The 24251-nt window shown below is 66.0% G+C and carries 24 protein-coding genes and 3 pseudogenes; 7 read left to right on the forward strand and 20 right to left on the reverse strand.

Translation table 11 applies throughout. The annotated features are described in order from the left end of the window. Position 1: 1 nt before the first annotated feature. The 12 genes and pseudogenes from KU893_RS14125 to KU893_RS14185 all read right to left on the reverse strand — a co-directional run bounded on the left by KU893_RS14125 (position 2) and on the right by KU893_RS14185 (position 12346). The gene (locus KU893_RS14125; protein ID WP_218235010.1) at positions 2–1258 is read right to left on the reverse strand and encodes an MlaD family protein; all 1257 of its coding nucleotides are present in this window, start codon (positions 1256–1258) and stop codon (positions 2–4) included. Then, a complete protein-coding gene (locus KU893_RS14130; RefSeq protein WP_218235011.1) occupies positions 1255–2328 on the reverse strand; it encodes an MCE family protein in 1074 nt (357 codons plus the stop codon). Before KU893_RS14130 ends, KU893_RS14125 begins: the two co-directional genes overlap by 4 nt. Then, positions 2325–3317 (reverse strand): MCE family protein, encoded by a 993-nt coding sequence (locus KU893_RS14135; protein ID WP_218235012.1) that lies wholly within the window; start codon positions 3315–3317, stop codon positions 2325–2327. The genes KU893_RS14130 and KU893_RS14135 overlap by 4 nt, the downstream gene beginning before the upstream one ends. Then, positions 3314–4357, reverse strand: coding sequence for an MCE family protein (locus KU893_RS14140; RefSeq protein WP_218235013.1), 1044 nt, complete (start codon positions 4355–4357; stop codon positions 3314–3316). The genes KU893_RS14135 and KU893_RS14140 overlap by 4 nt, the downstream gene beginning before the upstream one ends. Further along, on the reverse strand, positions 4354–5538 hold the full coding sequence (locus tag KU893_RS14145) for an MCE family protein (protein ID WP_218235014.1): 1185 nt from the start codon (positions 5536–5538) through the stop codon (positions 4354–4356). The genes KU893_RS14140 and KU893_RS14145 overlap by 4 nt, the downstream gene beginning before the upstream one ends. Positions 5539–5545: 7 nt before the next feature. Next, positions 5546–6370, reverse strand: a complete 825-nt coding sequence (locus KU893_RS14150; protein ID WP_218235015.1) for an MlaE family ABC transporter permease — start codon at positions 6368–6370, stop codon at positions 5546–5548. A 1-nt stretch (position 6371) separates the two neighbouring features. Beyond that, entirely contained in the window at positions 6372–7238 is an 867-nt protein-coding gene (locus KU893_RS14155; protein WP_246592642.1) for an MlaE family ABC transporter permease, read from the reverse strand. A gap of 656 nt (positions 7239–7894) precedes the next feature. Beyond that, a complete protein-coding gene (locus tag KU893_RS14160; protein WP_246592643.1) occupies positions 7895–8560 on the reverse strand; it encodes a TetR/AcrR family transcriptional regulator in 666 nt (221 codons plus the stop codon). A gap of 376 nt (positions 8561–8936) precedes the next feature. Beyond that, on the reverse strand, positions 8937–9269 hold the full coding sequence (locus KU893_RS14165) for an oxidoreductase C-terminal domain-containing protein (RefSeq protein ID WP_257441220.1): 333 nt from the start codon (positions 9267–9269) through the stop codon (positions 8937–8939). 134 nt (positions 9270–9403) lie between these two features. Continuing rightward, positions 9404–10606: an NAD(P)/FAD-dependent oxidoreductase gene (locus KU893_RS14175; protein WP_218235016.1), complete on the reverse strand. Its 1203-nt coding sequence runs from the start codon at positions 10604–10606 to the stop codon at positions 9404–9406. Positions 10607–10617: 11 nt separating this feature from the next. Then, positions 10618–12003 (reverse strand): annotated as a pseudogene (locus KU893_RS14180) (cytochrome P450); the annotation flags it as partial. A 22-nt stretch (positions 12004–12025) separates the two neighbouring features. Further along, positions 12026–12346 (reverse strand): 2Fe-2S iron-sulfur cluster-binding protein, encoded by a 321-nt coding sequence (locus tag KU893_RS14185; protein WP_218235018.1) that lies wholly within the window; start codon positions 12344–12346, stop codon positions 12026–12028. Positions 12347–12453: 107 nt separating this feature from the next. Between KU893_RS14185 and KU893_RS14190 the strand changes: the two genes are divergently transcribed. Then, positions 12454–13530 carry a helix-turn-helix domain-containing protein gene (locus KU893_RS14190; RefSeq protein ID WP_218235019.1) on the forward strand — a complete coding sequence of 359 codons (1077 nt, stop codon included), beginning with the start codon at positions 12454–12456 and terminating at the stop codon, positions 13528–13530. Positions 13531–13621: 91 nt separating this feature from the next. Here KU893_RS14190 and KU893_RS22810 read toward each other — a convergent pair. The 3 genes and pseudogenes from KU893_RS22810 to KU893_RS14200 form a co-directional block, all read right to left on the reverse strand. After that, positions 13622–13863, reverse strand: a pseudogene (locus tag KU893_RS22810) (transposase); the annotation flags it as partial. A gap of 655 nt (positions 13864–14518) precedes the next feature. Continuing rightward, complete coding sequence (locus KU893_RS14195) at positions 14519–15016, reverse strand: PaaI family thioesterase (protein ID WP_218235020.1); 498 nt, start codon at positions 15014–15016, stop codon at positions 14519–14521. Next, positions 15013–15636, reverse strand: coding sequence for a TetR/AcrR family transcriptional regulator (locus KU893_RS14200; protein WP_218235021.1), 624 nt, complete (start codon positions 15634–15636; stop codon positions 15013–15015). The genes KU893_RS14195 and KU893_RS14200 overlap by 4 nt, the downstream gene beginning before the upstream one ends. 403 nt (positions 15637–16039) lie before the next feature. Between KU893_RS14200 and KU893_RS14205 the strand changes: the two genes are divergently transcribed. The 4 genes from KU893_RS14205 to KU893_RS14220 all read left to right on the forward strand — a co-directional run bounded on the left by KU893_RS14205 (position 16040) and on the right by KU893_RS14220 (position 18644). Next, positions 16040–16606 carry an MMPL family transporter gene (locus KU893_RS14205; protein WP_246592644.1) on the forward strand — a complete coding sequence of 189 codons (567 nt, stop codon included), beginning with the start codon at positions 16040–16042 and terminating at the stop codon, positions 16604–16606. Beyond that, on the forward strand, positions 16603–17811 hold the full coding sequence (locus KU893_RS14210; protein WP_218235022.1) for a cytochrome P450: 1209 nt from the start codon (positions 16603–16605) through the stop codon (positions 17809–17811). The genes KU893_RS14205 and KU893_RS14210 overlap by 4 nt, the downstream gene beginning before the upstream one ends. 11 nt (positions 17812–17822) lie before the next feature. Then, positions 17823–18389, forward strand: a complete 567-nt coding sequence (locus tag KU893_RS14215) for a hypothetical protein (RefSeq protein ID WP_218235023.1) — start codon at positions 17823–17825, stop codon at positions 18387–18389. A 114-nt stretch (positions 18390–18503) separates the two neighbouring features. Then, positions 18504–18644, forward strand: a complete 141-nt coding sequence (locus KU893_RS14220) for a hypothetical protein (protein WP_218235024.1) — start codon at positions 18504–18506, stop codon at positions 18642–18644. Positions 18645–18692: 48 nt separating this feature from the next. On the opposite strand, the gene KU893_RS14225 is transcribed toward KU893_RS14220, so the two are convergent. Then, positions 18693–18977 (reverse strand): hypothetical protein, encoded by a 285-nt coding sequence (locus KU893_RS14225; RefSeq protein WP_218235025.1) that lies wholly within the window; start codon positions 18975–18977, stop codon positions 18693–18695. A 20-nt stretch (positions 18978–18997) separates the two neighbouring features. Between KU893_RS14225 and KU893_RS14230 the strand changes: the two genes are divergently transcribed. Then, the gene (locus tag KU893_RS14230) at positions 18998–19210 is read left to right on the forward strand and encodes an MMPL family transporter (RefSeq protein WP_257441226.1); all 213 of its coding nucleotides are present in this window, start codon (positions 18998–19000) and stop codon (positions 19208–19210) included. Positions 19211–19401: 191 nt separating this feature from the next. On the opposite strand, the gene KU893_RS14235 is transcribed toward KU893_RS14230, so the two are convergent. Together KU893_RS14235 and KU893_RS14240 are read right to left on the reverse strand one after the other, a co-directional pair. Then, positions 19402–21747 carry an MMPL family transporter gene (locus tag KU893_RS14235; protein ID WP_218235026.1) on the reverse strand — a complete coding sequence of 782 codons (2346 nt, stop codon included), beginning with the start codon at positions 21745–21747 and terminating at the stop codon, positions 19402–19404. A 38-nt stretch (positions 21748–21785) separates the two neighbouring features. Then, positions 21786–22394 carry a TetR/AcrR family transcriptional regulator gene (locus tag KU893_RS14240; RefSeq protein WP_218235027.1) on the reverse strand — a complete coding sequence of 203 codons (609 nt, stop codon included), beginning with the start codon at positions 22392–22394 and terminating at the stop codon, positions 21786–21788. A 431-nt stretch (positions 22395–22825) separates the two neighbouring features. On the opposite strand from KU893_RS14240, the gene KU893_RS14245 reads away from it, so the two are divergent. After that, positions 22826–23314 (forward strand): PaaI family thioesterase, encoded by a 489-nt coding sequence (locus KU893_RS14245; protein ID WP_257441230.1) that lies wholly within the window; start codon positions 22826–22828, stop codon positions 23312–23314. 112 nt (positions 23315–23426) lie between these two features. Here KU893_RS14245 and KU893_RS23800 read toward each other — a convergent pair whose 3' ends face one another. Continuing rightward, on the reverse strand, positions 23427–23750 hold the full coding sequence (locus KU893_RS23800; protein ID WP_372449710.1) for a DUF2249 domain-containing protein: 324 nt from the start codon (positions 23748–23750) through the stop codon (positions 23427–23429). A gap of 63 nt (positions 23751–23813) precedes the next feature. After that, positions 23814–24227 (reverse strand): annotated as a pseudogene (locus KU893_RS23805) (hemerythrin domain-containing protein); the annotation flags it as partial. Positions 24228–24251: the final 24 nt, after the last annotated feature.

Consider the following 24251-nt stretch of genomic DNA (forward strand, 5'->3'; position numbering starts at 1 on the left):
CCTAACAGAGTCCCAAGAGTTTGAGCAGGCAGCCGGACGTCGGTTCCTCGGTCGGCGTCGGTGTGGTGGGTTCGCCGTCGTCGTCGGACGTGTCCGAGTCCGCAGACCCGACGTCGTCGCCGGCCCCTGGGTTGGGTGCCGGCGCGAGGGGGTTCTCGATCGGGTCACCGGCTTGTAGGGCTGGGGGAAGGCCACCGAGCCAGCTCTCGGCGAGTGCGGTCGTACCGAGGTCGATCGTGGCGAACAGGTTGGCGTAGTCGCCTGCGAGGATGTTCGTCGTCGTCATCGCCGGGAATGGGATGGTGGCTGCGATCTTGAGTGCCTCGGGGAGGGACTCGCTGACGCGTCCGAGGTTGGTCAGGATCGGGCCGAGGGAGTCGAGGTTCGCCAGTAGCGCGGTCTCGCTGACGCGGATCACCCGGACCGCGCGGTCGCCGGCGCGCCCGGCGTGGGTTAGTGCGCTGACTAGGCGGGTCCGTTCGGTCTCGAGCACCTTGAGCCCGGGTGTGATCCGGTCGATGGCCGTGGCGATCGACCTCTGGTCTTCGCGCAGCCCGCTGGACAGGTTGTTGAGTGACTCCAAAGCGGCGACGATCTCGCCCCGGTTGGAGTCGAGCACCGCGAGCAGCTCGTTTGCGTGGCGGATCAGGCCACGGGTGTCGGGGACCTTGTTCCGGAGTGCTGTGGAGAGCTCGCCGGTGATAGTGCTGATCTGCGAGAGGCCGCCGTTGTTGAGCAGCAGGGCGACAGCGCCAAGGATCTGCTCGGTCGCCGGGTACGTGCCGGTCTGGTCGACGCCGATGACGTCTCCTTCCTCCAGCATGGCGCCCCGCGGGCGAGCCGCGGCGCGGGTGACCTGCTCGGTCCCACCGGTTTCGCTGGAGTCGCTGCTATCGGGGACCGAGACTTCGACGTACTGGGCGCCGAGGAGGGTCTTCTGGCCGATTGAGAAGGTGACGTCGGTGGGCAGCGGAACGCTCTTGAGGAGGTGCATATCGACAACGGCCTCCCAGCCCTCGACATCGATCTGACCGACGGTGCCGATCACGACGTTGTCCCTTTGGACGGTCGAGTTCGGGACCAGGTTCTCGATCTGGTTGAAGTGCACCTTGATCTCATAGCCGTCGTCGCCGACGGCGACCTGGCCGGGCAGGGTGTTGTCGTTCGGCTGGAGGGCGCAGCCAGAGCTGAGCAGTGCGGCAGCCAAGAGCGTGATGGCGAACCAGCGCGATGGGGTCGCGAAGGGGCGTGTGGTCACTGAGTGCCTCCGATCGTGCTGAGGCCGAGCAATCCGAGCAGCGGTTGGAGCGCGGTGGTGCATTGCTCGCTGGTGCCGCCAGCTCCGAGGATGGCGCCGCAAACAAGTTGGGCGACGTTGTCGAGGCCGCTGAGTGTGGCCCGTCCGGTGATGGCTTCGTTCTGGAGCGTGTTGCTGAGGCCGACGATGGGGAAGGGCGCGACGTGGAGAATGCCGGCGAGTTCGTTGGAGCGGTCGGCAAGGGTGGCAGCGAGGACGTTGAGGTCGGCCACTGACGCCTTGATCCGGCCGCGGTGCTTCGTGAAGTATTTGTCCACCGAGTTCAAGACGGTGGCGAGGTCGCGGATAGCCCCGGTGAGGTTGCTGCGGTTCTCCGCCAGGACGCCGCTGACATCGTCGAGCTCGGTGGTGAAGCCACGTAGCGCCGCGTCGTTGAGGGCTAGATTCTTCGTGAATGTGTTGAGGTTCTCGATCGTGCTGAACAAGTCGGAACGGCCATCGGACAGAGCGGTCGCAGCGCTCTGCAGCTCGGTGATCGCCTCGCGCAGGTCGGTCGAGTTGCCGTTGCGCAATCCCTTCTCGATCGCGGTGATCGCCTCGGACAAGGCGCCGTTCTGGTTGCCATTGTTCGGGCCGAGGGTGGTGGCGAGGTCGGTCAGCTGCTGCTTGACGTCGTCGAAGGTGACCGGGACGGCGGTGTCCTCAAGCGAGATGGTGGCGCCGTCCTCGAGTCTTTTGCCACCGGTGTAGACGGGCTCGAACTGCACGAACCGGCCGCTCACGAGGCTGGGCGACACGATCGCGGCGCTCGCGTCGGCTGGAATCGGCTGGTCGGAGTCGACCGTCATGGAGACGTAGACGCCATCGGGCGTGTTCTTGATGTCCGTGATCTCGCCGACCCGCACACCGAGCACCTTGACGTCATCACCGATGTTGAGGCCCTCCGCACTGGAGAAGTAGGCGTGCAGGCTGGTGCTGCTGGAGTCGCGGTTCCACAGGAAGACGCTGAGCACCAACGCTGCGACGATCAGCAGGGTGAGGACCCTGCGCCCAGAAACGAGACTTCTCATGGGGTCACTCCGGAGAGGATCGGGGCCAACGTGGACGGTGAGGTGAGGTTCTGGATGTAGGCGTCGAACCAAGGTCCGGTGGCGACGGCCTCGTTGAAGCCGGTCGCGTAGCCGAGGAGCCCAGTGATGCTGGCCTGAAGGTTCCTCCGGTTCCTGTTGAGAAGGTCGACCACCCTGTCGAGTTCATCAAGGGCCGGACCGAGCACGTCGTCGGTGTCCCTCAACAACAGGCGCAACTGCACGGAGAGTTCACGCGCGCTCGCGAGGAGGCTGGTAACGACCCGCTGACGGGCATCGAGCTCGGCGAGCAGTGAGCGACCCGACCCGAGCAGTGACGCGATCTGCTCGTCGCGGCTGGCGAGCACGTCGGTCACCCCGTTGGCTCGGGCGAGGAGGGAGCGCAGTTCGCCGTCGTTGGAGGAGATTGCCCGTGAGAGCGCCGTGATGCCTTCCAGCGCCGGACCTAGGTCTGGGCTTGAGGCGTTGAGGGTTGTGGATGCCTGGTCGAGGGCGGCGGCCAGTTGCGTCTTATCGATGGCCGCGGTGGTGTCGGTCAGCTCGTTGAGCGTCGCGGTCAGGTTGTACGGCGAGGATGTTCGTTCCTTTGGAATGGTGTCGCCCGCGTTGAGCTCACCTGTGCCGCGTGGCTCGAGCTCCACCGCAGCTCGCCCGAGCAGCGTGATGGTGATGATCCGCGCTTCGGTGAGCTCGCCCAATGTGACTGACTCATCGGTGAGGACAATGTTCGCGACGACGTGGTCGCCATCAATTCCGACCTCGCGGACGCTGCCGACCTTCGCGCCCGAGATCATTACGGCGTCACCGCCCTTGAGACCGCCGGCCTCGGCGAACTCGACCTTGATGACGTCGTTGTTGCCGACGAGCGGCAGCGTGTTGAGGTTCATCGCCGCCATGACCACCGCTACGAGCATCAGCGTGCCCGTGAGGCCGCGGATCGCGAGGCGGTCCGGACTGATTGCTCTGCTCATCGCTTGCACCTCGGCGCGTCGGAGTAGACCCACGGCGTCTGGATCGGTTGCTCGCTACTCAGACCGGTTTGCACCCTGACGCCGCACAGGAAGAAGTTGAAGAAGTTGCCGTAGGACGAGGTGTTCTGGAGCTTGTCGTAGTGGATGGGGAGCTTGTCGAGGACTGCATCGAGGGTGTCTGCGTTCTTGTTCACTCCGCGGGCCGTGACCGCAAGCCCCTGAAGATCAGCGCGGAGGTCACCACGGGCGCGGGTTGCCAGGATTGAGGTCCGGTCAGCGAATGCGCCGATTTGCGCGGCGGCGTCGAGGATCTGTGTGTCTTGCTTGTCGAGACCGGTCAGCAAGGCGTCGAGCCTGTCGATCATCAACCCGACGGTCTCCTTGCGGTCGTTAAACGTGCCGAGCACGCTGTTGAGGTTGCGGATGACCTCTCCGATCAACTCCTCACGGCTGCCGATGGTCGTGGTGAACGAGGCGACGTGGTTGACCAGCGTCGCTACCGAGGACTGCTGGCCCTGAAGTACCTGGATCAGCTGCCCGGATAGTTCGTTGACCTGCGTCGGGTTGAGGCCCGCGAAGAGAGGCTTGAAACCGTTGAGTAGCGTGTCAAGGTCGAGGGCAGATGCGGTCTGGGTCGCTGGGATCGTGCCGCCGAGAGCCATCGTTTCGCCAGGCGTCTTCTCGTCACGGGTGAGCTGGATGACCCGGTCGCCGATCAGGTTGCGGTATTGGATCGTGGCGTAGGTCCCTGTGGTCAGTTGTTGCCCCTTGTCGACGGTGAAGGTGACCAGGACCGTGTTGTCGGCTTGGACGTCGATTTCTGTGACCTTGCCGACGTCGACGCCGGCGATCCGGACCTCGTCGCCGGCCGCGAGGCCGGAGACGTCGTCGAAGACCGCCTTGTACGCGTCGTGGTCACCGGGCCGGATCTCGCCGGTCACGGCGGCGACCCAGACGGTGAACACCGCCGCGATCGTCAAGAAGGCGCTGAACTTGATCAGGTCGGCGCGTTCCGTGCGCTTTTGAGGACTGAGGCTCATCGGAGCTGTGTCCCTCCCTTGATGAGGCCGAGAAGGGTGTCCAAGACAGCCTGGTCGGGCGTGGGCTGGGGCCCGGTGTAGGGGTTGGCACCTGTCTGGAAGTCCGGAACCTGCTGCTCAGCCTCTTGTGCGTCGACGTAGGGCAGCCCGTAGCAGCGTGGACCCCGGTCGTCTCCGACGATCGGGAGGTTCTCCCCATAGGTGTAGGGATCACGGGGCGGGATGACGCGGGTAATGGTGGTGATACCCGGGTGGGTGCCGCCGACTGCGTCCTCGGCGAGCTTGTTGGCCGAAGCCAGGCCGAGAAGGACACAGGGCAGTTCGGGTGAGTACCGCTCGAGCACCTTGGTGACCGGGCTCAGCAGGTCGAGGCTGGTAACGAGTCCCTGCTCGGAATTGCGCAGCAGGGTGTCCGCCTCGACGCTGAAGCCGGTGAGACTCTCCTCGAACGCGCGCAGCGACGCTTGCTGGCGTACCAGGGTCTGGGAGACGGTCCCGGTCTGGACGAGGGAGGCGACCAGGTCGGGGCGGGCGATGTCGTAGACGTCGGCGACGTCGTCGGCGACGCGAAGGTCGGCACTCAGCGTTCGTAGCGAGGGGTTGAAGGACCGCAAGTAGATATCGGTCTGCGAGATCAGGTCGCCGATGAGCCGGCCGCGCTCGTCGACTGCGCCCGCGACTGCGGTGAGGGCGGCGTTGACCTCGGCTGGGCGGGCCGCGTCGAGCACCTGGGTGAGGTTCTCGAACGCCTCGTCGACCTCGACGGTGACCTTGTCGGCCGGGATCACGGCCCCGGCCTGGATACGTTCGCCGCTGCCGTCTCCCACCGGCGTGAGCTGAACGTACTTCGCGCCGAACGCTGTCGGAGGCACGATCTGGGCAGTGACGTCGGCCGGGACCCGCTCGACCTTGTCGCTGTCGATCTCCAAGGTGATGGTCACCTGCTTGCCATCTGTGGCGACGTCGCCGACGGTCCCGATCTCGACGCCGCGGAGCTTGATCGGTGCGCCCGACGCGAGGGTGAGACCGGCCCGGTCGGCCTCGACGGTGACCTCGACGGTGTCCTCGAAGGCACCGCGGTACTTCGCGATCGTGCCCGCGACCAGCGTCACCATCAGCGCGAGGAAGACGAAGCCGTATACGACCTGACGGTCGATCCGGTGCGAGTGGGTAGTCGTCATCGGCCAGTCACCCCGCGATGTGGACCGAGGGTCCACCCCAGACAGCGATGGCGAAGATCAGGTCGATGAACATCGTCGAGATCAGTGCGGACCTCACCGCCTTGCCGACTGCATTGCCCACGCCCGCGGGGCCGCCCGAGGCACGGAACCCGTGGTAACAGCAGATGGACACGATGACGAGCGCCATCAGCACCACCTTGACCATCGCCAGGAACAGGTCACTGGGGATCAGGAAGGTGTCGAAGTAGTGCTGGTAGGTGCCGGGCGCCTGGTCATAGCCGACGGTGACGACGAGGTAAGTGGCCAGCCAGCACATCATCAGCGCAATGGCGAACAGCGGTACGACGGCAATCAGTCCGGCGATGATCCGAGTAGTGACCAGGTAGGGAACCGGGTGGACCGCCATCACCTCGAGGGCGTCGATCTCTTCGCTGACCCGCATGGCGCCGATCTGGGCGGTGAAACCAGCCCCGACCGTGGCGGTGAGGGCGATGCCGGCGATGATCGGGGCGACCTCGCGGGTGTTGAAGTAGGCGGAGAAGAACCCCGAGAGCGTTGACACGCCGATGTTGTCGAACGAGGTGTAGGCCTGCAGTCCCACCTCGATACCAGACGCCGCGGTGAGGAAGCCGATGACCAGGACCGTCCCACCGATGAGCGCCAGGGCGCCCGTGCCCAGGGACACCTCCGCTAGCAGACGGACGACCTCCTTCGGGTACTGCCTGAGCACCCGCGGTATGCGCGAGTACGCGTTGCCGTGGAAACTGAGCTGGTCACCCAAGCTACGCAGCGATGCTGCGGGCTTGGCGACTTGCTTGGCGATCTGGGGCATCTCAGGCTCCCAACTTGATCTGCAGGAAGAGGGCACTGATGACGCTGTTAGCCGCGAAGAGCAGCATGAAGGCGAACACCACCGTCTGGTTCACGGCCTCGCCCACGCCCTTCGGGCCGCCCTTGGCGTTGAGACCGAGGTAGCAGGCGGTAAGGCCGGCGAGCAGGCCGAAGATCGCAGCCTTGGCTTCCGAAGCGAGGAAGTCCGGCAAACCCACCAGAAGGGTCAGGTCGGAAAGATAGAGCCCTGGAGTCGCGCCCTGGAGCACGACGGAGAAGAAGTAGCCGCCGACAAGACCGACCACCGTCACCATCCCGTTGAGTGCCAGGCCGACCAGCATCGAGGCAACTACCCGTGGGACGACGAGCCGCTCGATCGGATCGATCCCCAATGTCACCAACGCGTCGATCTCCTCCCTGATCTTCCGCGATCCAAGGTCGGCACAGATCGCGGTCGCCCCCGCGCCGGCGACGACCAACACGCTCACGATCGGACCGATCTCGCGCACCACCGCGACCGCGGCGCCGGCACCGGCGAGATCGACCGCACCGATCTGGATCAGCAGCTGGTTGACCTGGAAGATGATCACAACGCAAAACGGGATCGCCACGAGCAGTGCCGGCCCGAATGACACGGTGGTGATGAACCACGCCTGCGAGACGAACTCGCGAAACCGGAACCGCGTGGTGAACATGGTCCGGAACACCTTCCCGACGAAGGTGTAGAAGTCGCCGAAGGTCGACAAGGCCTTGAAGGCCACCGAGCCGCGAAGCGCTTCGTTCGCGATCTTCCGCGACCCCGCCGACATGCCTGCCGGGCCGGGCCTGCGTAACGGCGCTGCTGGGGTGAGCTCGGGAGCAGTACTCATACTTTGACCTCTGTCATCCGCTGGATATCCGGCCATTTCTCGTCCGGGCGAGCACCACGAGTCCGCCGCTGTGGCATCGCACGGTCGCGAGTCGTCTTACCTGCCCTAAGGGCGGCCGCAGGGTGTGCCGCGCCGCGAGCCGGCGTCCTCCCGCACGAGGCCGCATCTGGCCTCGTCGACCTCCACTGCGTCCAATGGGGAGGCGGCGGAACCATCCTCGGGGTAACAGAAGGTGACGCCTTGTGCAGGGTGCGACATTTTGGATCTGAATGTCAACAGAAGAACAGAATCTGCGCTCGTGATCATGCCGGGAGGCGGTCATTGTCGACCGTGGGACGCGGGCGTGCGTCTCTCCGGGCCGCATCACGCCCATTTGGGCCGACGACGGCCTCGAACGCCTTGAGCGCTGTCCGGCATCCGCCCGGCGCAGTGGATGGGTCGACTGCCGCCCATCCACGGACACGCATATCTACAAAGGCGCGCTGGTCCATCGAGCGGGCCTTCCAGACGACAAGCAACGGCACACTCGCTGGAACGCTCCCCGCTGCTACGCTACGAACCCGCCGTGTTGTCTGCGGGCGGAGGGGACGTCGCCCGATCCGCGACGAACGAGACACGGACCCACTGGTGGGCCGTCCTGAACCAAATTCCGCCGCCTAGCGTCGGCGGGCGAGGCGTGCAGCAGGTTCGGTGTCGCGGCACTTGACCCCGCGAAGTCCCAGGTACCTCAGAGCCATCTCGGAGATCCGCCTGCCGGTGGTGTCGGCGTCGGCGCCGGGGAGCGCGAGATGGCTGACAGCGAGGCGGACAAGGGCGTCTGTGGCGTCCTGGACATCCGCACCATCGAGTTCGGGGAACTGTTCGTGCAGCCATGCCGCCAAGGTCTCACTTGCGACGTCGAGGAGCCGTCTGGAGGTGGTGATCAGGGGCAGCATGCCAGTGGGCGTGCCGAGCACCGCTGTGTCGAGCGCCGGGTCCCGGTGCGACACCAGCACCGCCCGCAGCAACGGGCTCTTTTCGGCTTCGGCCAGGGTATAGCGAACCGACGCCTGGATCCCGCCTGCGGCATCCGCGGGAAAGTGGGTGAGGACTTTCTGGATTCCTGCCAGGAATCGTTCGGCCTCGTGAAGGACCAACGCCTCACCCAAGCCCTGCTTGTCTCCAAACTCTTTGTAGAGCATGGCGCGCGGGGCCCCAATCGAGGTGGCGATGTGTCCTACCCTGACCTTGTCCCACCCCTTCTCAACGGTCTCGGCGTATGCGGCCTCCAATGCCCGCTGACGCAGGTGAGCTCGATAGGACTCCCTCAACGCGGTGGCCATGGACAAACTCTATCCGATTGTCGCGACTGCGACAGTGTCACCGTCAGGTATTGTCGGGCCCGTGCAGACCTAGCCGAGTCCCCCGGGGTCGCCGAGACTCGATCTGCTCACGGTCGCGAGGGTCGCCGAGGATCTGGACCTTCCGACCAACAAGTGCAAGGGACCGTGGCGAATCTGGTCGCCGAACCGCCCATTGCGGAACGCCACCGCATTGGCACCAGCCACCGCAACCCCTCTTCGGCCGGGAGCCCAGTGGTCCACCCGACGTGCTGAAGAGCCGGAGTTTTCCGGACATCCTGCGCCGGTTGAATCAAGCCGGGGGTTTGATGCGGCCGCCACTGCGCCTTCAGGTCAACTCGTAGTGGTGAGACTGAGCTCAGCCCGCACGACCGGGGTTCGTTGGATTAAGGACCAGCTTGCTGAACATGAAGTCGCGGGGGCGGTTGACACAGTCCGGGGCGATCAACTGGCCTTGGCGGACGTAGAAGCAGGTGAAGTCGCGGTCCCGGCTCGGATCGCCGCTGAGGACCACTTCGTCATGCACTGTGTTGATTCCGGCGATCTGGAGCTTGATGTCGTGCTCCTGGTTGTTCCACATCAGCGTCGCGACCCGCTCGTCGCTGTTGATCCCGCACGCGCGCAGCGCGTGTTCCAACCGAACCGTCTGGCTGCAGAGTGCGCACACCGGCCGTCGGGTGCGCCCGCTCACCGTGCCTGAGGATCGCTGCGGTCGTGAAGGGGACGGTCATCATGGTGCTGCGCATAGAGCTTCCTTCGACTGGGTGGGCGGGCAACGGTGAGGAGGGAGGATTCGCTCACACGACGCGTGTGCTGCGAGACGGATCAGGACGCAACGAGATCTTCAAGCTGCTCTCGGTCGACCTCGAGCCCCTTGCTGAGCGCTTGCTTGGCCCACACGAAGTCTCGAGGCCGGTTCACGCAGTCCGCGGCGATCAACCGGCCCCGCTGGAGGTAGTAGCAGGAGAAGTCGCGGTCACCGGCTGGGTCGCCGTTGATCACGACCTCGTCGTACCCGGTGTTCAAGCCGGCGATCTGCAGCTTGAGATCGTACTGGTCGGACCAGAACCAGGGCAGGGCCGCGATGGGTCGTTCTCGGCCACACAGCGTGGCCGCCGCAGTTTTTGCCTGCTCGGCGGCGCTCGGCACGGATTCCAGCCTGACGAGTCGGTCGTAGCGAGCCATCCGATGGCTGGCACAGTCCCCCGCGGCCACGATCCGGCCGTCGCTGGTGCGAGCGTGGTCGTCGATGACGATCCCGTCCTCCACCTCCAGTCCCGCGTCGACAGCGAGCTCGGTGCTGGGGACCAGTCCGACGCCCACGATCACGAGATCGGTCGGGATCCGCTCACCCCCGGCCAGGATCGCCTCTCTGACGCGCAGGTCGCCGACCAGACTCTCCACGAGAGCACGCGTCCGGATGTCTACACCTGCCTCTCTGTGCACCCGCTCGTAGAAGGTCGACACCTCGGGTGCAGTGACCCTCTCGAGCACGCGTTCGGCAGCCTCCAGGACGGTCACTTCCAGGCCCAGCGCCCGCAGGGACGCGGCTGTCTCCAAACCGATGTAGCCGCCGCCGATGATGACGGCGTGGCGACCGGGCAAGGCCGATTCGCGGATCGTCTCGACGTCGGCAAAGGTCCGGAGGTAGTGAATCCCCGGAAGGTCGCTGCCGGGCAGGAACAGCCTGCGTGCGCGGCCGCCCGTGCACAGCGCCAGACCGTCGTACGCCAGTGTCTCGCCCTCGCTCGTCACGACGCATCCGGCGGCACGATCGATGCTGGTGACGGTTGCTCGCACCAGTCGGATCTCCTGCTTGGCGTAGAACTCCGTCTTGCGAATCGCGAGCTCCTCCCGGCTGCTCCTGCCTACGAGGTACGCCTTGGAGAGCGGAGGGCGCTGGTAGGGCAGCGCCGCTTCGTCCCCGACCAGGACGACCTCTCCGTCCCAGCCCTCCTGCCGCAGGCTGGCCGCCACCTGGGCGCCCGCGTGACTGGCTCCCACGACGAGAGCCCTGCCCCGGGTCACCCGACGGTCTTGGGCGTCAGCTCGACCATCAACTTGCTGATCCCGCGCACGAAGTTGGACTGGACGTACTCAGGCTCGCCAACGACCTCGATCTTCTCGAAGCGAGGGAGCAGCTCCTCCCAGAGGATGCGCAGCTGCATCTCTGCGAGCCGATTGCCCATGCACCGGTGGACACCGAATCCGAAGGAGATGTGGTTGCGTGCGTTGCTGCGGTCGATGATGAGGTCATCGGGTCGGTCGAAGACGCGCTCGTCCCGGTTGCCCGAGGCGTACCACATGATGACCTTGTCACCTTTGCGGATGAACTGGCCGTTGAGGATCGTGTCCTTCTTGGCCACTCGGCGCATGTAGGCGAGCGGGGTCTGCCACCGGATGATCTCCGAGACCGCGTTCGGGATGAGTTCGGGGTTCGCCTTGAGCTTCTCGAACTGGTCCGGGAACTGGTTCAGCGCGAGCACCCCGCCGCTCATGGAGTTCCTCGTGGTGTCATTGCCTCCCACGATCAGCAGGACGAGGTTGCCGAGGAACTCCATCGGGCGGTCGATCAGGTCCTTGGTGTCCTCGTTGCTCTGCAGCATCGTGATCAGGTCGAAGCCTGGCTCTTCGCCGGCAGCGAGGCGCGCCTCCTTGTCGCGCCACAGGGCGCTGAGGCCGCGCGCCGCGTCGACGAAGCCTCGGAAGATCGTGTCGTTGTCGGAGGGTCCACCGTTGGCCTGCTCCATGGAGCTGGCAAGGTCTGACCACTCCACGAGCTTGCGTCGCTGTTCGTAGGGGAAGTCCAGCAGCGTCGCCAGCATCCGCGCCGTCAGCTCGACGGAGACGAGATCCACCCAGTTGAAAGGCTCGCCCACGGGAAGGTCGTCGAGGACCTCCCTGACGCGCGATCGGATCAGCGTCTCCATCTCGCGGAGGTTCTTGGGAGCCACGACGCCTTGCACGGCTGCACGCTGCCTGTCGTGCTTGGGCGGATCCATGGCGATGAACATGGCCACGTCCATGAACCGCGGAGGTTCACCGATGATGATGAACGGCTCAGCCGAGAAGGTCTCGTGGTCCTTGTCGACCGCGATGATGTCCGCGTGTCGAGTCACCGACCAGAACTGACCGAATGGGCTGTTGGCCTGAAAGTGGACGGGCGCCTCGTTCCGCACCCGCTCGAAGTACGACTGCCACTTGCCCTGCCGGTATAGGAACGGGTTGCTCAGGTCGATGTCGGCTAGAGCGACCTCCTCCACGGGCGGGATGGGCCGCTCGACGAAGATCTTCTGCCCGTTGGTCCGCGTCACGAAGCGGCGGGCCCTGTCGTACAGGTGGGCGCCGCGGATCTGCAGCTCCATCGGGACCAATGATTGCGCTCGCTCGGTCAGGGCGTCGGTCACGACCGTCAGTGTCGCCATGGTGTCGATGTCCTTTCGCTGATCACATCTGGAATTCTGGGAGCCGGACCACCAAGCCGTCACAGTTCTCGCTCATCGTCATCTGGCAGGACAGCCGCGAGGTCGGCTCGCGCTCAGGGTTCATCGCCAGCATCTCCTCCTCGACGGAGGTCGCCCGTCCGACCGCGTCGGCCCACGAGTCGTCAACGATAACGTGGCAGGTGCCGCATGCCGCCTCCCCGCCGCAGTCGCCGTCGATGCCGGGGACCATGTTGCTCACGGCGATCTGCATGAGGGATTCGCCATCCTCCAGCGGGGCCTCGTGCTTCTCTCCGTCGTGAGAGATGAAGGTGACTACTGACATCGCGTAACTCCTCACTCGAAACTGGGTCCCAAGTGTTGTCGTCGATTCGGCCCAGTGGCTATGGTCACCCGCGTCAGCTTTTTGTGAATTCGGCTCAGGAGACGTAGTTGAGGCAAGAGGAAGCCGGTGTCCCTCCCCTCGCGTTTGTCCAACTGCTGAACAGCGATGCCCTCCAACCCGATGCGGTCGCGCAGTTCCGACGTCTCGTGCGCCGCGAGGGCTGGTCGGAACTCGAACTGGTCAGGCGCGACCGGCAGGTGCCGATCCGATGGTTTCGCGAGGTGTTCGCCGACCTCGATCCCGACAGCGCGACCCGCTTCGGGCTCGCCTTCGCCGAACAGGCGCAGCTGACGTCCTTTGGCCCCCTGAGCCTGCCCCTGATCAGTGCCGCTTCCGTGGCTGAAGTCTTCGACCTCCTCGGCTATCTACCGGTCATCTCGGGAAGCCTTCGGCCTCACTTCCACCAGAGTCCGACAAGCTTGACAGTGGGTCTCACCGGGCAGACCGACGACCCCGCTCTCAACTGCCTCGTCATCGCATACGGTGGAGCAGCACTGCTACGGCTGCTCGACATGCTGGCCGGAGAACTACCCGCCGTGACGCTGCATCTCGCCTGGGAGGCCCCCAGGACTCCGGCGCTGGGGCCCGACGCCGTGGCCGGACGCTTGGTCTTCGGCGCACACACGTCGTTCATCGATGTGCCCCTCGAGTCCCTCTCAGCACCTTGCCGATTCCCGGACCCGGTCGCCTATCGCCTCGCCATCACTGAGCTGCGCCGCACGCTCGAGCGGGATAGGGAACCCACCAGCATCTCCGAGACCATCAGGCGGGCGATCGAGGAGAACCCTGCTCACAGTGGCCGCGACGAGGTCGCGGCCATGCTGGGCATGTCGGTCAGCACAGTGAAGCGGCGCCTTGACGCCGAGGGCACGACTTTTCGTGAGTTGCGAGAGGCGGTTCTCCGCGAACGTGCCATCGTGCGCCTCCTTGACCCGTCGCTTCCCATCAGCCAGATCGCCATCGACCTCGGTTACAGCGACTTGGCCAACTTCTCTCATGCCTTCAAACGCTGGACAGGGCAGTCACCGGTCGCCTTCCGCCGAGCGGGTAGCCGCATCCAGACGGATGCGGAGGCGAGTGGTCACCCACCTCTGACGCACGCCAGTGGCAACCGCAACCTTTAAGACCGTGGACAGCGTCGACCTCATCGCAACGCAGCGCGGCGTCGCGCTGGACACCCGTGGCAACTGAAGCCATGGACGGCCGACAATCGCTGAGCGTCGGGATCCGCAGCTGCACATCGCCGGCCTGGGTGGTCACCAGCCGCGGCCGGTGCCCGTTGCGTTCGGTCGTGCGGGTCTCGGTGCGCACGTAGGGATCGGCGCCGATCCGCTCGGCGGCATCGGCTTCAATCAGCTCCTGCATTACCACCCGGACCGGCTCACGGACCAGATCCACGCCATCACCGGCACGAACGCATCGAGCAGCCCGGAGAGGGCAGACTGGGACAAGGCCATCGGCCGGGTCTCCTTCAGTGTGTCTCTTCGCCGTTTCACACCGAAGATCCCGCCGATGGCCGCCTACGTCACGCAGCCCCGCCGTCGACCCTCAAACCCACCACCCCAGCGGACGCTCCTTCGCGGATCCCGCCCGCCTACCAGCCACGAACACCCAAATGAAGAACACCCGGACCCACGTTTCCGTGGGTCCGGGTGTCCGCGATGTCCTGAGACATCACATTTGTAGCGGGGGCAGGATTTGCACCTGCGACCTCTGGACGAGATCGGGGCACCTGCGACAACTACGGAGTACCGAAAGCTACCGATTCGATCGGTGTAGTGAGGGATTCGCCCTCGCTTCCGTTGTCTCAGGATACCCGTCCAGTGACGAGTGGGACGGCCGCAATCTGGCCACTAGATGGACCCCGATCGAATCTGGCTTGGACCGGGCAGCCGCATCACTCGCGGTGGATCCTTCAGTGCGGCCTCCCGCTGACGGGTGCCGCCATGCGGTACGCGGGCTGGCTCCTAGAGGGACGCACGCGACGCGTGAGCGGAACAGATGAGGGCGGTCCGGTGGGCGGAATCGCGGCCAGCCTCGATCAGGTGTGTGGGAGCGTGCGAGGCTCCTGTAGCATTCGCGGCCAACGCCGTTCCTTGACCGCTCGTATCTTCAGTCGGGGTCGACCGGGGCCGGCGGCGCGCCGCGGTCGAAGTGGGCTATGTCCACTTTGAGGAACAGCGCTGACGCAGTGGCGACCACGGTGCCGCCGGCCTCTGCCATCTCGGCTTCGACGAACAGCTTGCGGCCGTCGTCGCGTACGACGCGCGCTGCAAGCTCGTAGGCGGTGCCGAGGATGACGGGGGCGTCGTAGCGCACTTCAAGCTGCCGGGTTACCGCCGGCGTCCCGGTCAGGTAGAGCAGGAAGCCGAACAGGTCGTCGAGGACGGTGGCCACTGCGCCGCCGTGTGCGATGCCCGGAGCGCCCATGTGGCGTTCGCTGAACCGGTATACGGCGTGCACCTCCTCGCCGCGGCGTTGGACCACGAGGTGGTGCCCGTGGGGGTTGTCGGGTCCGCAGCCGAGGCAGTGGCCGTGGTGTGGTGGAAGCTTGGTGCCGTCCGGGTGCGGCCGGAACTTGTCCGCCCAGCTCCCAAGGATGCTGTTCATCGGTCCCCTTCCAGGCCTGTGTTCGCAGGAGTCGTGGCGAGGCCGTTGAGCATGAGGTCGCAGATGGAAGCAGCGATGCGCGCAGCGTCCGTGGCCGAGTCGTTCGACGATCCTTCGACCGCGACGCTGAGGCCGGTCACGGTGATCGCACCGAAGATGCTCAGCGCGACTGCACCCGGGTCCTCCACCGGCCGCAGGGTGCCGTCGCTGACGCCTTCGGCAAGCAGGCTCGCGATGGGCCGGTGGAATGCCTCCTGTAACGCTGCGGCGAGCTCCGGAAGGCGCGTAGCGCGACCCAGGTCGCCGACGAGGGCTCGGCAGACGGCCGGATGATCGAGCATCACTGCGAGCTGTGCCTCGACCGCCGACTCAAGGCGATCCCGAGCGCTGCCGGGGGCCGACGCCGCAGTTCCGCCTTCGCCGGCGATCAGCTCGAGCATGTCGGCCAGCAGGAACGCCAGGACCTCGTCCTTGCCGCTGAAGTAGTAGTACAGCGTGGCCTTCGGGATGCCGGCTGCGTCGGCGATCTCGTCGACCTTGGCGTCAGCCAGGCCGCGCTCGGCGATGAGCTCCGCCGCCCCGTAGAGCTTGCTGGCCAGCTTGGCAGGTACCTGTCGCACTTCGCTTCCCCTTCCCTCGGCCTCTGAGACCCACGGTTGACGTCATTCCTTTGCTGGATCAGAATTCTATCTTGAACTCTCAGTACAAACTCTGAGTCCGGCCATTGAGCGCACGACCCACGGACGTCTGGAGCTACTCGATGAACGCGTTGCTCACCCCCTTGCGAGGCCCCCTGCGGCGCCGTACTTCCTCGGTCGTGCTGACGCGACTGCCCGGTCGAGTGGATCAGGGGCTGCGCACGCTGAGTCGGTCCTGGCCGGTCCGGCCGCTGGCCGAGGCGCCGGCCGGCAGCGGTCTGGCAGCGGTGCGGGGCGACCAGGGTCTGCCGTTGTTGGGCCACACGCTTGGCTACATCCGGTTCGGGTCCGATCTGGGTCGCCGTCCTCGTCCTCATCGTGGTCCTTGCCGCAGTCCTCCTCATCCTCATCCTCACCCTGCGCGCACTCGCGGCCCCGCTGTACCTGCTCGCCCTCGGTCGTTGTCTCCTGTGCGGCCGCGCTCGGCCTGACCACACTGGTCTTCCAGCACCTCCTCGGGCAGGACATCCACTTCACCGTGCCGGTCATCACGTTCGTGCTGCTGGTCGCGGTGGGAGCCGACTACAACATCCTGCTGATGAGCCGGATGCGCGAAAGCGGGCTCGCCCTGACCCGTAGCGAGGTCGCCCGCGCAGTCACCGCCACCGGCACCGTCATCACCGCCGCCGGCGTCATCTTCGCCTCCACCTTCGTGGCGCTGCTGTTCTCACCGGTCGAGGCACTCACCCAGACCGGGTTCGCCGTCGCATCAGGACTGCTACTGGACACCTTCATCGTCCGCACCCTGGTCGTCCCCGCCTGCGCCGCCCTGTTCGAGGAACGCAGCTGGTGGCCACACCGGAACCCGACAACAACAGGCACGAGACCGCAACCAGCCGACACGGCCGACGCACCGGCATCGAGCTCAACAACCGAGGGGACCCCCCGATGAACCAGCAACAGCTGACCTACAGCCCCTTTGACCCGGCGGTGATCGAAGACCCCTACCCTGTCTACCGCGAGTTGCGCGAGAACGCTCCCCTCTTCTGGTCGCCAGCGGCGAGCACCTGGGTGCTGAGCCGCTACGACGACGTCTCCGCGGCCCTGCTCGACCCGGAGACATACTCCTCGGCGTCCGGGATCTTCCCCACCCCACCCGGGGTCGACATGACCGAGCTGTTCCTGCCCATGCTCATCATGAGCGACCCACCCCGGCACACCCAGCTTCGCCGCCTCATCAGCAAGGCCTTCACCCCGCGCCGCATCGCCGGACTCGAGACGCGCATCCAAGCCCTCGTCGACGACCTCCTCGACCAGGCTCCCGACACCGGGACCTGGGACTTCGTCTCCGGGTTCGCCGGACCGCTCCCGGCCATCGTCATCGCCGACATGCTCGGTGTGCCGCGCAACGATCGCGACCGGTTCCGAACCTGGTCCACCACCCTCATCCAGTCCAGCCCCATCCGCGGAGAGTTCGGCCCCGGGCTGGACGCCGCCTCAGCGCTCTACGAGTACTTCGCGGCGTTCCTCGCCGAGCGACGTGCCCACCCCCAAGACGACCTCATGACAGCACTCGTCCACGCCGAGGTGGACGGTGCCTACCTCAGCGAGGAGGAGCTCCTCGGCTTCTGCCTTCTGCTACTCGTCGCCGGGCACGAAACCACCACCAACCTCCTCTCCAACAGCGCCGTCATACTCGCCCAGCATCCCGAGAGCCGTCGACAGCTGGCGGATCATCCCCATCTCGTTCCCGCCGCGGTCGAGGAGCTGCTCCGCTACGACTCCCCGGTCCAGGGCCTCGCGCGCACCCTGACCCGACAGGTGGACCTACACGGCCAACGCATGAAGACCGGCGACACCGTGCTGCTGTTGTTCGGATCCGCGAACCGCGACGACCACGCCTTCCCCGCCCCCGACAACTTCGACATCAACCGCCGCCCCGAACGACAGATCGCCTTCGGCCGGGGCATCCACTTCTGCCTCGGCGCAGCCCTGGCACGCCTCGAAGCACAGATCGCTCTCCAGGCACTCCTAGCCCGACGTCGTGACTGGGATGTCGACCTCAACTCAGCGGTCCGACTTCGCTCCGGTCCGATCCGCGGCTACGTCTCGCTGCCCGTGCAGTGGGCGAGCGCCGCGCCGCCCTCATCAAAGTAAGGGAGCGCCTCGTGAAGAACCACCCGAAGCCGACCCGCGCCAGCGTCCTCCACGCCGTGACCGAGGAGATCCTGGCCCGCAAAGACGGGCAGATCCCCACCGACATCGACGCCATCGACACCTTCTTCCACGACCCCGAAGACCTCGCGGACGCCCTGCTGCTTCGCTGGCACACGCTCCTGACTGCTTCACTAGAACGCGGACTCGTCGGCGACCCCGAAGACCGCAAGGAAATGGTCATCGAGGCATGGCGGCACGCCAGCGAGACCTACCGGGGCGTGCGGATGGTCATCGACGAGCTGGCTGAGAACCCGACAACCGACGGCATCGCGCACGCTGTCCGCACGACCGCGCGCAACGACTGGGCAGCCATGGCTATCGCAGCGGGACTGGCCAGTGGCTTCGACGAACCAGCGATTCGAGTGGGGCATCGCCTCGAGCTCGAAGCGCGACGGCGCAACAACCTCGCAGAAGACACCGCGGTACGCGAGCCGCGACCGCGAAAGCTGTTCAGCAAGTTCAAGACGATCCTCATCGGTCGATCCGTCACCGCAGGAGTCGAGCGCCCTCGACCCTGACGTCGGTGAACCCCGCATCACGATCACGAACGAAGGCCAGCAGCAGGACGAAAAGGGCTTCGATCGGGTGCAAGCCGCCCAGGTGTCACGCGGTGACCGCAGCCGAGACCACTGGTGCAGTCCCTCCTGCTGCGGGTGGTGGTCGACGACCTTGGGCGCCTGGTGGAGGAGGCCCCGCCCGAGGCGTTGGCCGCGTACCTGACCGAGCGGGCCGAGGCCGGACACACCGTCGACCCCCCCATAGCCCAGAACTAGTGCGAGGGCAGCTCTCCGGCGAGCCGACCGTGCCGTTCGGCGCTGGCGTCATTGAGACCGACGATCTCGACGGTCTTGCCCTTGCGTTCGTACTTGGGTGATGGCGTCGAGCGAGGCGACGGTCAAGGCGTCCCAGATGTGTGACTGGGACAGGTCGATGACGACGCGGTTGGGGTCGTCGGCGTACTCGTACTGCGTGTATAGGTCGTTGCTGGAGGCGAAGAACAGCTCGCCGGTGACCGTGTAGACCGCCGCGACGGTCCCGTCTGCGCTCTCGACGAGCTCGCGGTGGGTGTCGGTGAGGTGGGCGACCCTGCGGGCGTAAAGCGTCATGGCAACCAGGACGCCGCCCCGTGATCATCTCCGCAGGCATCATCTTCGCCAGCACCTTCGTCGCCCTCCTCTCTTCACCAGTGGTCACCCTCGCGGAGACCGGCTTCACCGTGGCAGCAGGACTGCTGCTCGACACCTTCGTGGTCCGCAGCCTCATCGTGCCCGCGTGTGCCGCCCTGCTCGAGGATCACAATTGGTGGCCGACTCGGATGCGGCGCCACGGGATCGGGTGATCGACCGGCCGATTGCCAGTCCCTGGACGGGACCACTCCTCGGTCGACGGCCGCTGGAGTATCGGGCGCCAACGTCTTCTGTCCGGCGCCCTGATGCTCGGGCCAGCCACCGGGGAACGCGGGTCGGCGCGCGCCACTGGCCCGATGCGCCGGCGTCCGCGTTGAGCCTCCGCATTGAGGCTTCCGGCCTCCTATCGCTGGGGGCGGCCGGGCTCCTGGATCGAGGCGGTGGAGCCGTTGCCTGACAGGGCGCTCAGCTCGTCGTTGACGGTCGCTTGTGCGCTCGACCGCTGGCTGAGCAGGGTGGCGAGCCGGTCGCCTTCGACGTCGAGGTTCGGGATCAAGCGATCGAGCCAGCGCGGCAGCCACCACGCCCTGTCGTCGACGATCGCCATTACTGCTGGCATGAGTGTCACGCGGACGAAGAAGGCGTCGATGAGGATGCCAACGGCGAGCGCAAGGCCGACCTGTTTGACCACGATGTCGTGGCTGAAGATAAAGCCGGAGAAGACGGCGATCATGATCAGGGCCGCTGCTACGACTACGCGGCTTGCTTGGTCGAAGCCGTGGACGACACTGCGCATGCCGTGGTGGCCGTGGACGTAGGCGTCTCGCATCGAGGAGACGAGGAAGACCTGGTAGTCCATGGCGAGTCCGTAGAGGATGCCTGTGGCGATGATCGGTATGAAGCTCATGATCGGGCCACCTCCCTCCACTGCAAACAGGCTGCCGAACCATCCCCAGGTGAAGACGGCTGTAGTGACGCCGAAGGTGGCCAGGATGCTGAGCAGGAACCCGGCAGTCGCGACGAGTGGAACGATGACGGACCGGAAGACCAACATCAGGATCAGTAGCGATAGCAGCACGATGACCCCGAGGTACTGCGGGATCACGCCGGCGAGCTTGTCGGACATGTCGATGCTGATCGCGGTGTAACCGGTCACGCCCAGCGTCACTTGGTTGTCCTTGGCAAGGTCGAGATCGGGTTGGCGCAGCGCCCTGACCAGATCCGTGGTGGCTTGGTCGGAGGGACCGGACTTCGGGATCACGCTGAGGACGACCAGTTGACCTGACCTGCCTGCCCCGAGAGGCACAACCGCAGCGACATTGTGCTGTTGCTGGAGAGCCTGAATGAGCTTGGCGGTGACCGCGGGGGTGATCGGAGGGCCGGGGTGTGTCGGCTCGGCGGTGACAAGCAGGGGGCCGTTGAACCCTTCTCCGAATCCACGCGAAATCGCGTCGTACCCTTGCCGAGCACTGGAGTCGCTACTCGCGGTAGCGGCGGTAGGGATGCCGAGCTCCATGCTGGCCGCGGGGATGGCTGCAACTCCCAGCAGCGTCGCGACGATCGCGATGACCGGCCATCGATACTTGATGACACGCTTCACCCAGTGGTCTGCGACGCTGTGCGCTTCATCGGCAAGGCGCTCGCGGCGGGTGTGGCGAGCTTTGACGGAGCAGATTCGCTCGCCAACGAGACCCAGCAGCGCGGGCAGCATAGTGAGCGCGATGAGGACGGCCAGCGCCACAGTCGATGCCGCGACCAGCGCCATGACGGTCAGCATGGTGATGCCGATGATGGTCAGGGCTGTGAGCGCGACGATCACAGTGAGACCGGCGAAGAACACGGCGCTTCCAGCGGTGCCGACGGCACGGCTGGCCGCCTCGTGCGCGGCCAGGCCCTGATCCAGGATCAAGCGCCGCTGCCGGTTCACGATGAACAGCGAGTAGTCGATCCCGACCGCGAGGCCAACCATGAGTCCGAGAACCGGGGTTGCTGAACTCATCGATAGAACCGTCGAGAGAGCATAGGCGCCGCCCACACCGATACCGACCCCGACAAGCGCGTTGACCAAAGGCAGCCCAGCAGCGACCACCGAGCCCAGTGTCAGCACGAGCACGATCCCGGCCACCGTGAGACCGATGACTTCCCCTGCGCCGACGGGTACCTCGAGCGCTTTGAGCGAGTCGCTGGGCAAGGCCGTGATCCCGGTACCGGTCTCGCTGCGTTCCACCGCGTCCAGGACCGCGGTCACGTCACTGTTCGCCAGTGACGTGGTGGGGACCTTGAACTGGAACTGGAACAAGACCGTGTCACCGCGGGCGGAGAGGAGCGCCCCGGGCACCGGGGCCCCGTCGTACATCAGTGGCCGGAAGGGCTGGGCGTTCTCCGGTACGCGGCTCGGATCGCCGGCGGCGGGTTCCAGTTTCGGGGGAGCGGCGACCTGATCCAACCCAAAGACGGCATCAATGGCCCGGGCCATCGCCTCGACCCGATCTGGGGTATCAATACGCTGTCCCTCGGGCACGACAAACACCACACTGGCTTGACCACCCGACACCTCCGGCAGTTCAGCCGTGACGCGGTCGAGCACTGTCTGCGCCTCGGTCCCGTCCACCTTGAAGCCCGAACTCACGCTGACACCGTTGAGGGCGATACCCGCGATGACGATGCCGATCGCGACGAGCCAGCCCGCCAAAACGAACCAAGGTCGGTCGAACGCTCGGTGACCCAGCCGGTAGAGAAGCGTGGACATCTGGTGCCCTTTCCGTGAGCATCGCGGCGACGGCGCCGCTAGAAGCCTGACCGCAGGTAGCCAAAGGCGAGTTCGAGGAACTCCTCGTAGTCGATCGACCCCGGTTGGGCGCTTGAGGCACCGTCGGCGACATGCACGTCCAGGGCTCCCTCCAGGGCCGCTGAGATCGCCCCGTAGACGGCGCCAAACAGCAACGGCGCGTAGATGCCGGGATGGCGATCCCGGGCCGCTGTGCGCAGGGTCTCCTGGGCCGCGTCACGCATCCGGTGTTGAAGGGAAAACACGTACGGTTCGAGAGTGGGATACCGGCCCGACAGCACGACCAGTTCGCGCATCTGTACGAACGCCTCCGTCGTCAGTTGCGCCTTCAAGACCTCGTGCAAGGCGTCCAGGAGGGGCAGGTCCGCAGCCAAGTCGCCGAGCGCGATTGTCGCCTCACTGACGCCGCGGAACGCGACCATCGCGATGGCCTCTTCCTTGCAGCTGAAGTGGTTGGCGAAGGTCCTACGCGAGTATCCAGCGCGGCGGGCGACATCATCGATCACGAACCCGTCGACTCCGTGCTCTCGCGCCAGCTCGAACGCCGCCTGCGCGAGTGCCTGGGCAGTCGCCTCTCGCTTGCGTTCTCGAAGCCCGGGTTCGGTCATGGATTGAGTTTCCCAGCGCGAGTGCCCATTGAGCAAGATTGCCCATTGGGCAATGCCCCCAGGGACGTCTGCGGAAGCGACACCGCGCGGGGACTGCGGAATCGCGGCTATCAGACAGCGCTTGGCCGGCTACGACGGCCGCCGACAGGGGCCACCGGAATCGGCTGGCTGGAGCGGCGCTCAGGGTGGGACCGGGGAATACCCGCGTCCGAGCCTGCTCCCCCGCTCGGCATGGTCGCGCGTGAGAGCGTTGCTCTCCTATGGGGGATCCTTGTGGGGGGCTCGGCGGCGATGGATCTTGCTTCCCCTGATTGCCTTCGGCAGCGACGATTCCTCCATCGTTGATCGCGTCTGACCTCGCAAGAACTCCTCCAGCTGGACCAGGCCGCGTGCTGTTTCCTTCTCGATGCGCCGTTCGTGGCGCAGACGGAGTGGTTGCCTCACATGTCTTCGATGACCGCCACGTCGGGGCGCCGGGAATCGCGCACGGTGGCGCCGTGGCAACAGTCCTCGATGACTTGCTCGGCTTCCTGCTCTACCTGACGGGCCAGCCTGCCGTGACCCGCTCCCTGACGATCGAGTACCTGTCGCCGGTCTTGCTCGGTGTGCAGTACGAACTTGCCGGCAAGGCCATGGAGACGAAGGGACGCAAACGCTTTGTCGAAGCAGAGGTAGCCGACCCCCAGCAGCGGATCGTCGCCCGAGCCACAGCACTCTTCGTGGCCGTCGAGGTGGCTCACTTCGATCAGGCGCATTCGGCCGAGGAGGGGCGCGCCCACAGCTTCAAGGCCGGGTCGCGGGCCGGGCTCCAACCACTCGGCGACGGCACTATGTTGTTACAAGCCCGGTACAAACGGCCGGGACATCTCGACGTTTGCGCAGGTCAACATGGGTCAGTCAGTCACTACTACGACATCTGACAGACGTCGTAACGCCGAAAGGGCCCTTGACCTGCGCCAACGCAGCGTCGGGGGCCCTTTGCGTTGATCCAGAATCGCAAACGTTCCGCAGGAGATCCGCATGACCGGTGGGTCATGCCGCGCTCCTGGTCAGCGCCAAACGCCAGGTCTGCGGGCCGTTCTCCAGGTACTCGACCGCGAACTCCCCGGGCCAGCGTTCGTCGATCTGGCCGAGCAGCGGGATCGGGTCGTGCGGTGCGAGGAGCACAAGCCCGCCACCGGCGGCCACCGTGTCGAGTGCTCCGAAGATCGTCGCGTGCCGGATGGCGTGCGGGATCGACCGTGCGTCCAGTTCGGGATACCCCTCGGCCTGCCGTTCGCCGCACGAGCAGGCGTGCCCGCCGCAACCCGACGGCTCGCCGGCCTGGTCGGCTTGGTCCGCCTGGTGTCCGAGCAGGTCGTGCATCCCCTCCAGCAGGGCGGCGACCGAGACCCCCGGCGTGGTGGCCAGCAATGGCAGCACCAGCCGGTTCTCCTTGGCCAGGTGCGACTCGAAGAGCACCCGCAGCGCCACGGCCGCCGCGGCCGCGCGAACCGGGCCGCCGGTCCCGTCCTCCAGGCCGTGCACCAGGTCGCCGATGAGCCGGTGCTCCTCGAGCATGGCGTCCACCAGGAGTCGTCCCTCGGTGGTGGCTCCGGCTGCCGGGTACAGCGCCTGCTCCTCGGCCTGTGCGTGCGGCAGCAGCTCCTCGTTGCACCAGCCGGCCAGCAGCCGGCGGGCGTCCTCGGCCGCGAGGAACTCCAAGCGGGCAGCCGCCGCCACGAGCGCCTCGACATGGATCGTGAGGGCGCCGCTCATCTGCGCGTGGTGGGCCTCGACGGCCTCGGCGGCGCGGGCGTCCGCCTCGCTGGTGGCGATGACGATGTCGGACATCGGGTCTCCTTCGGGTCGGTTCGC

The sequence above is a fragment of the Nocardioides daeguensis genome, assembly GCF_019192965.1.
Lineage (GTDB): Bacteria > Actinomycetota > Actinomycetes > Propionibacteriales > Nocardioidaceae > Nocardioides > Nocardioides daeguensis.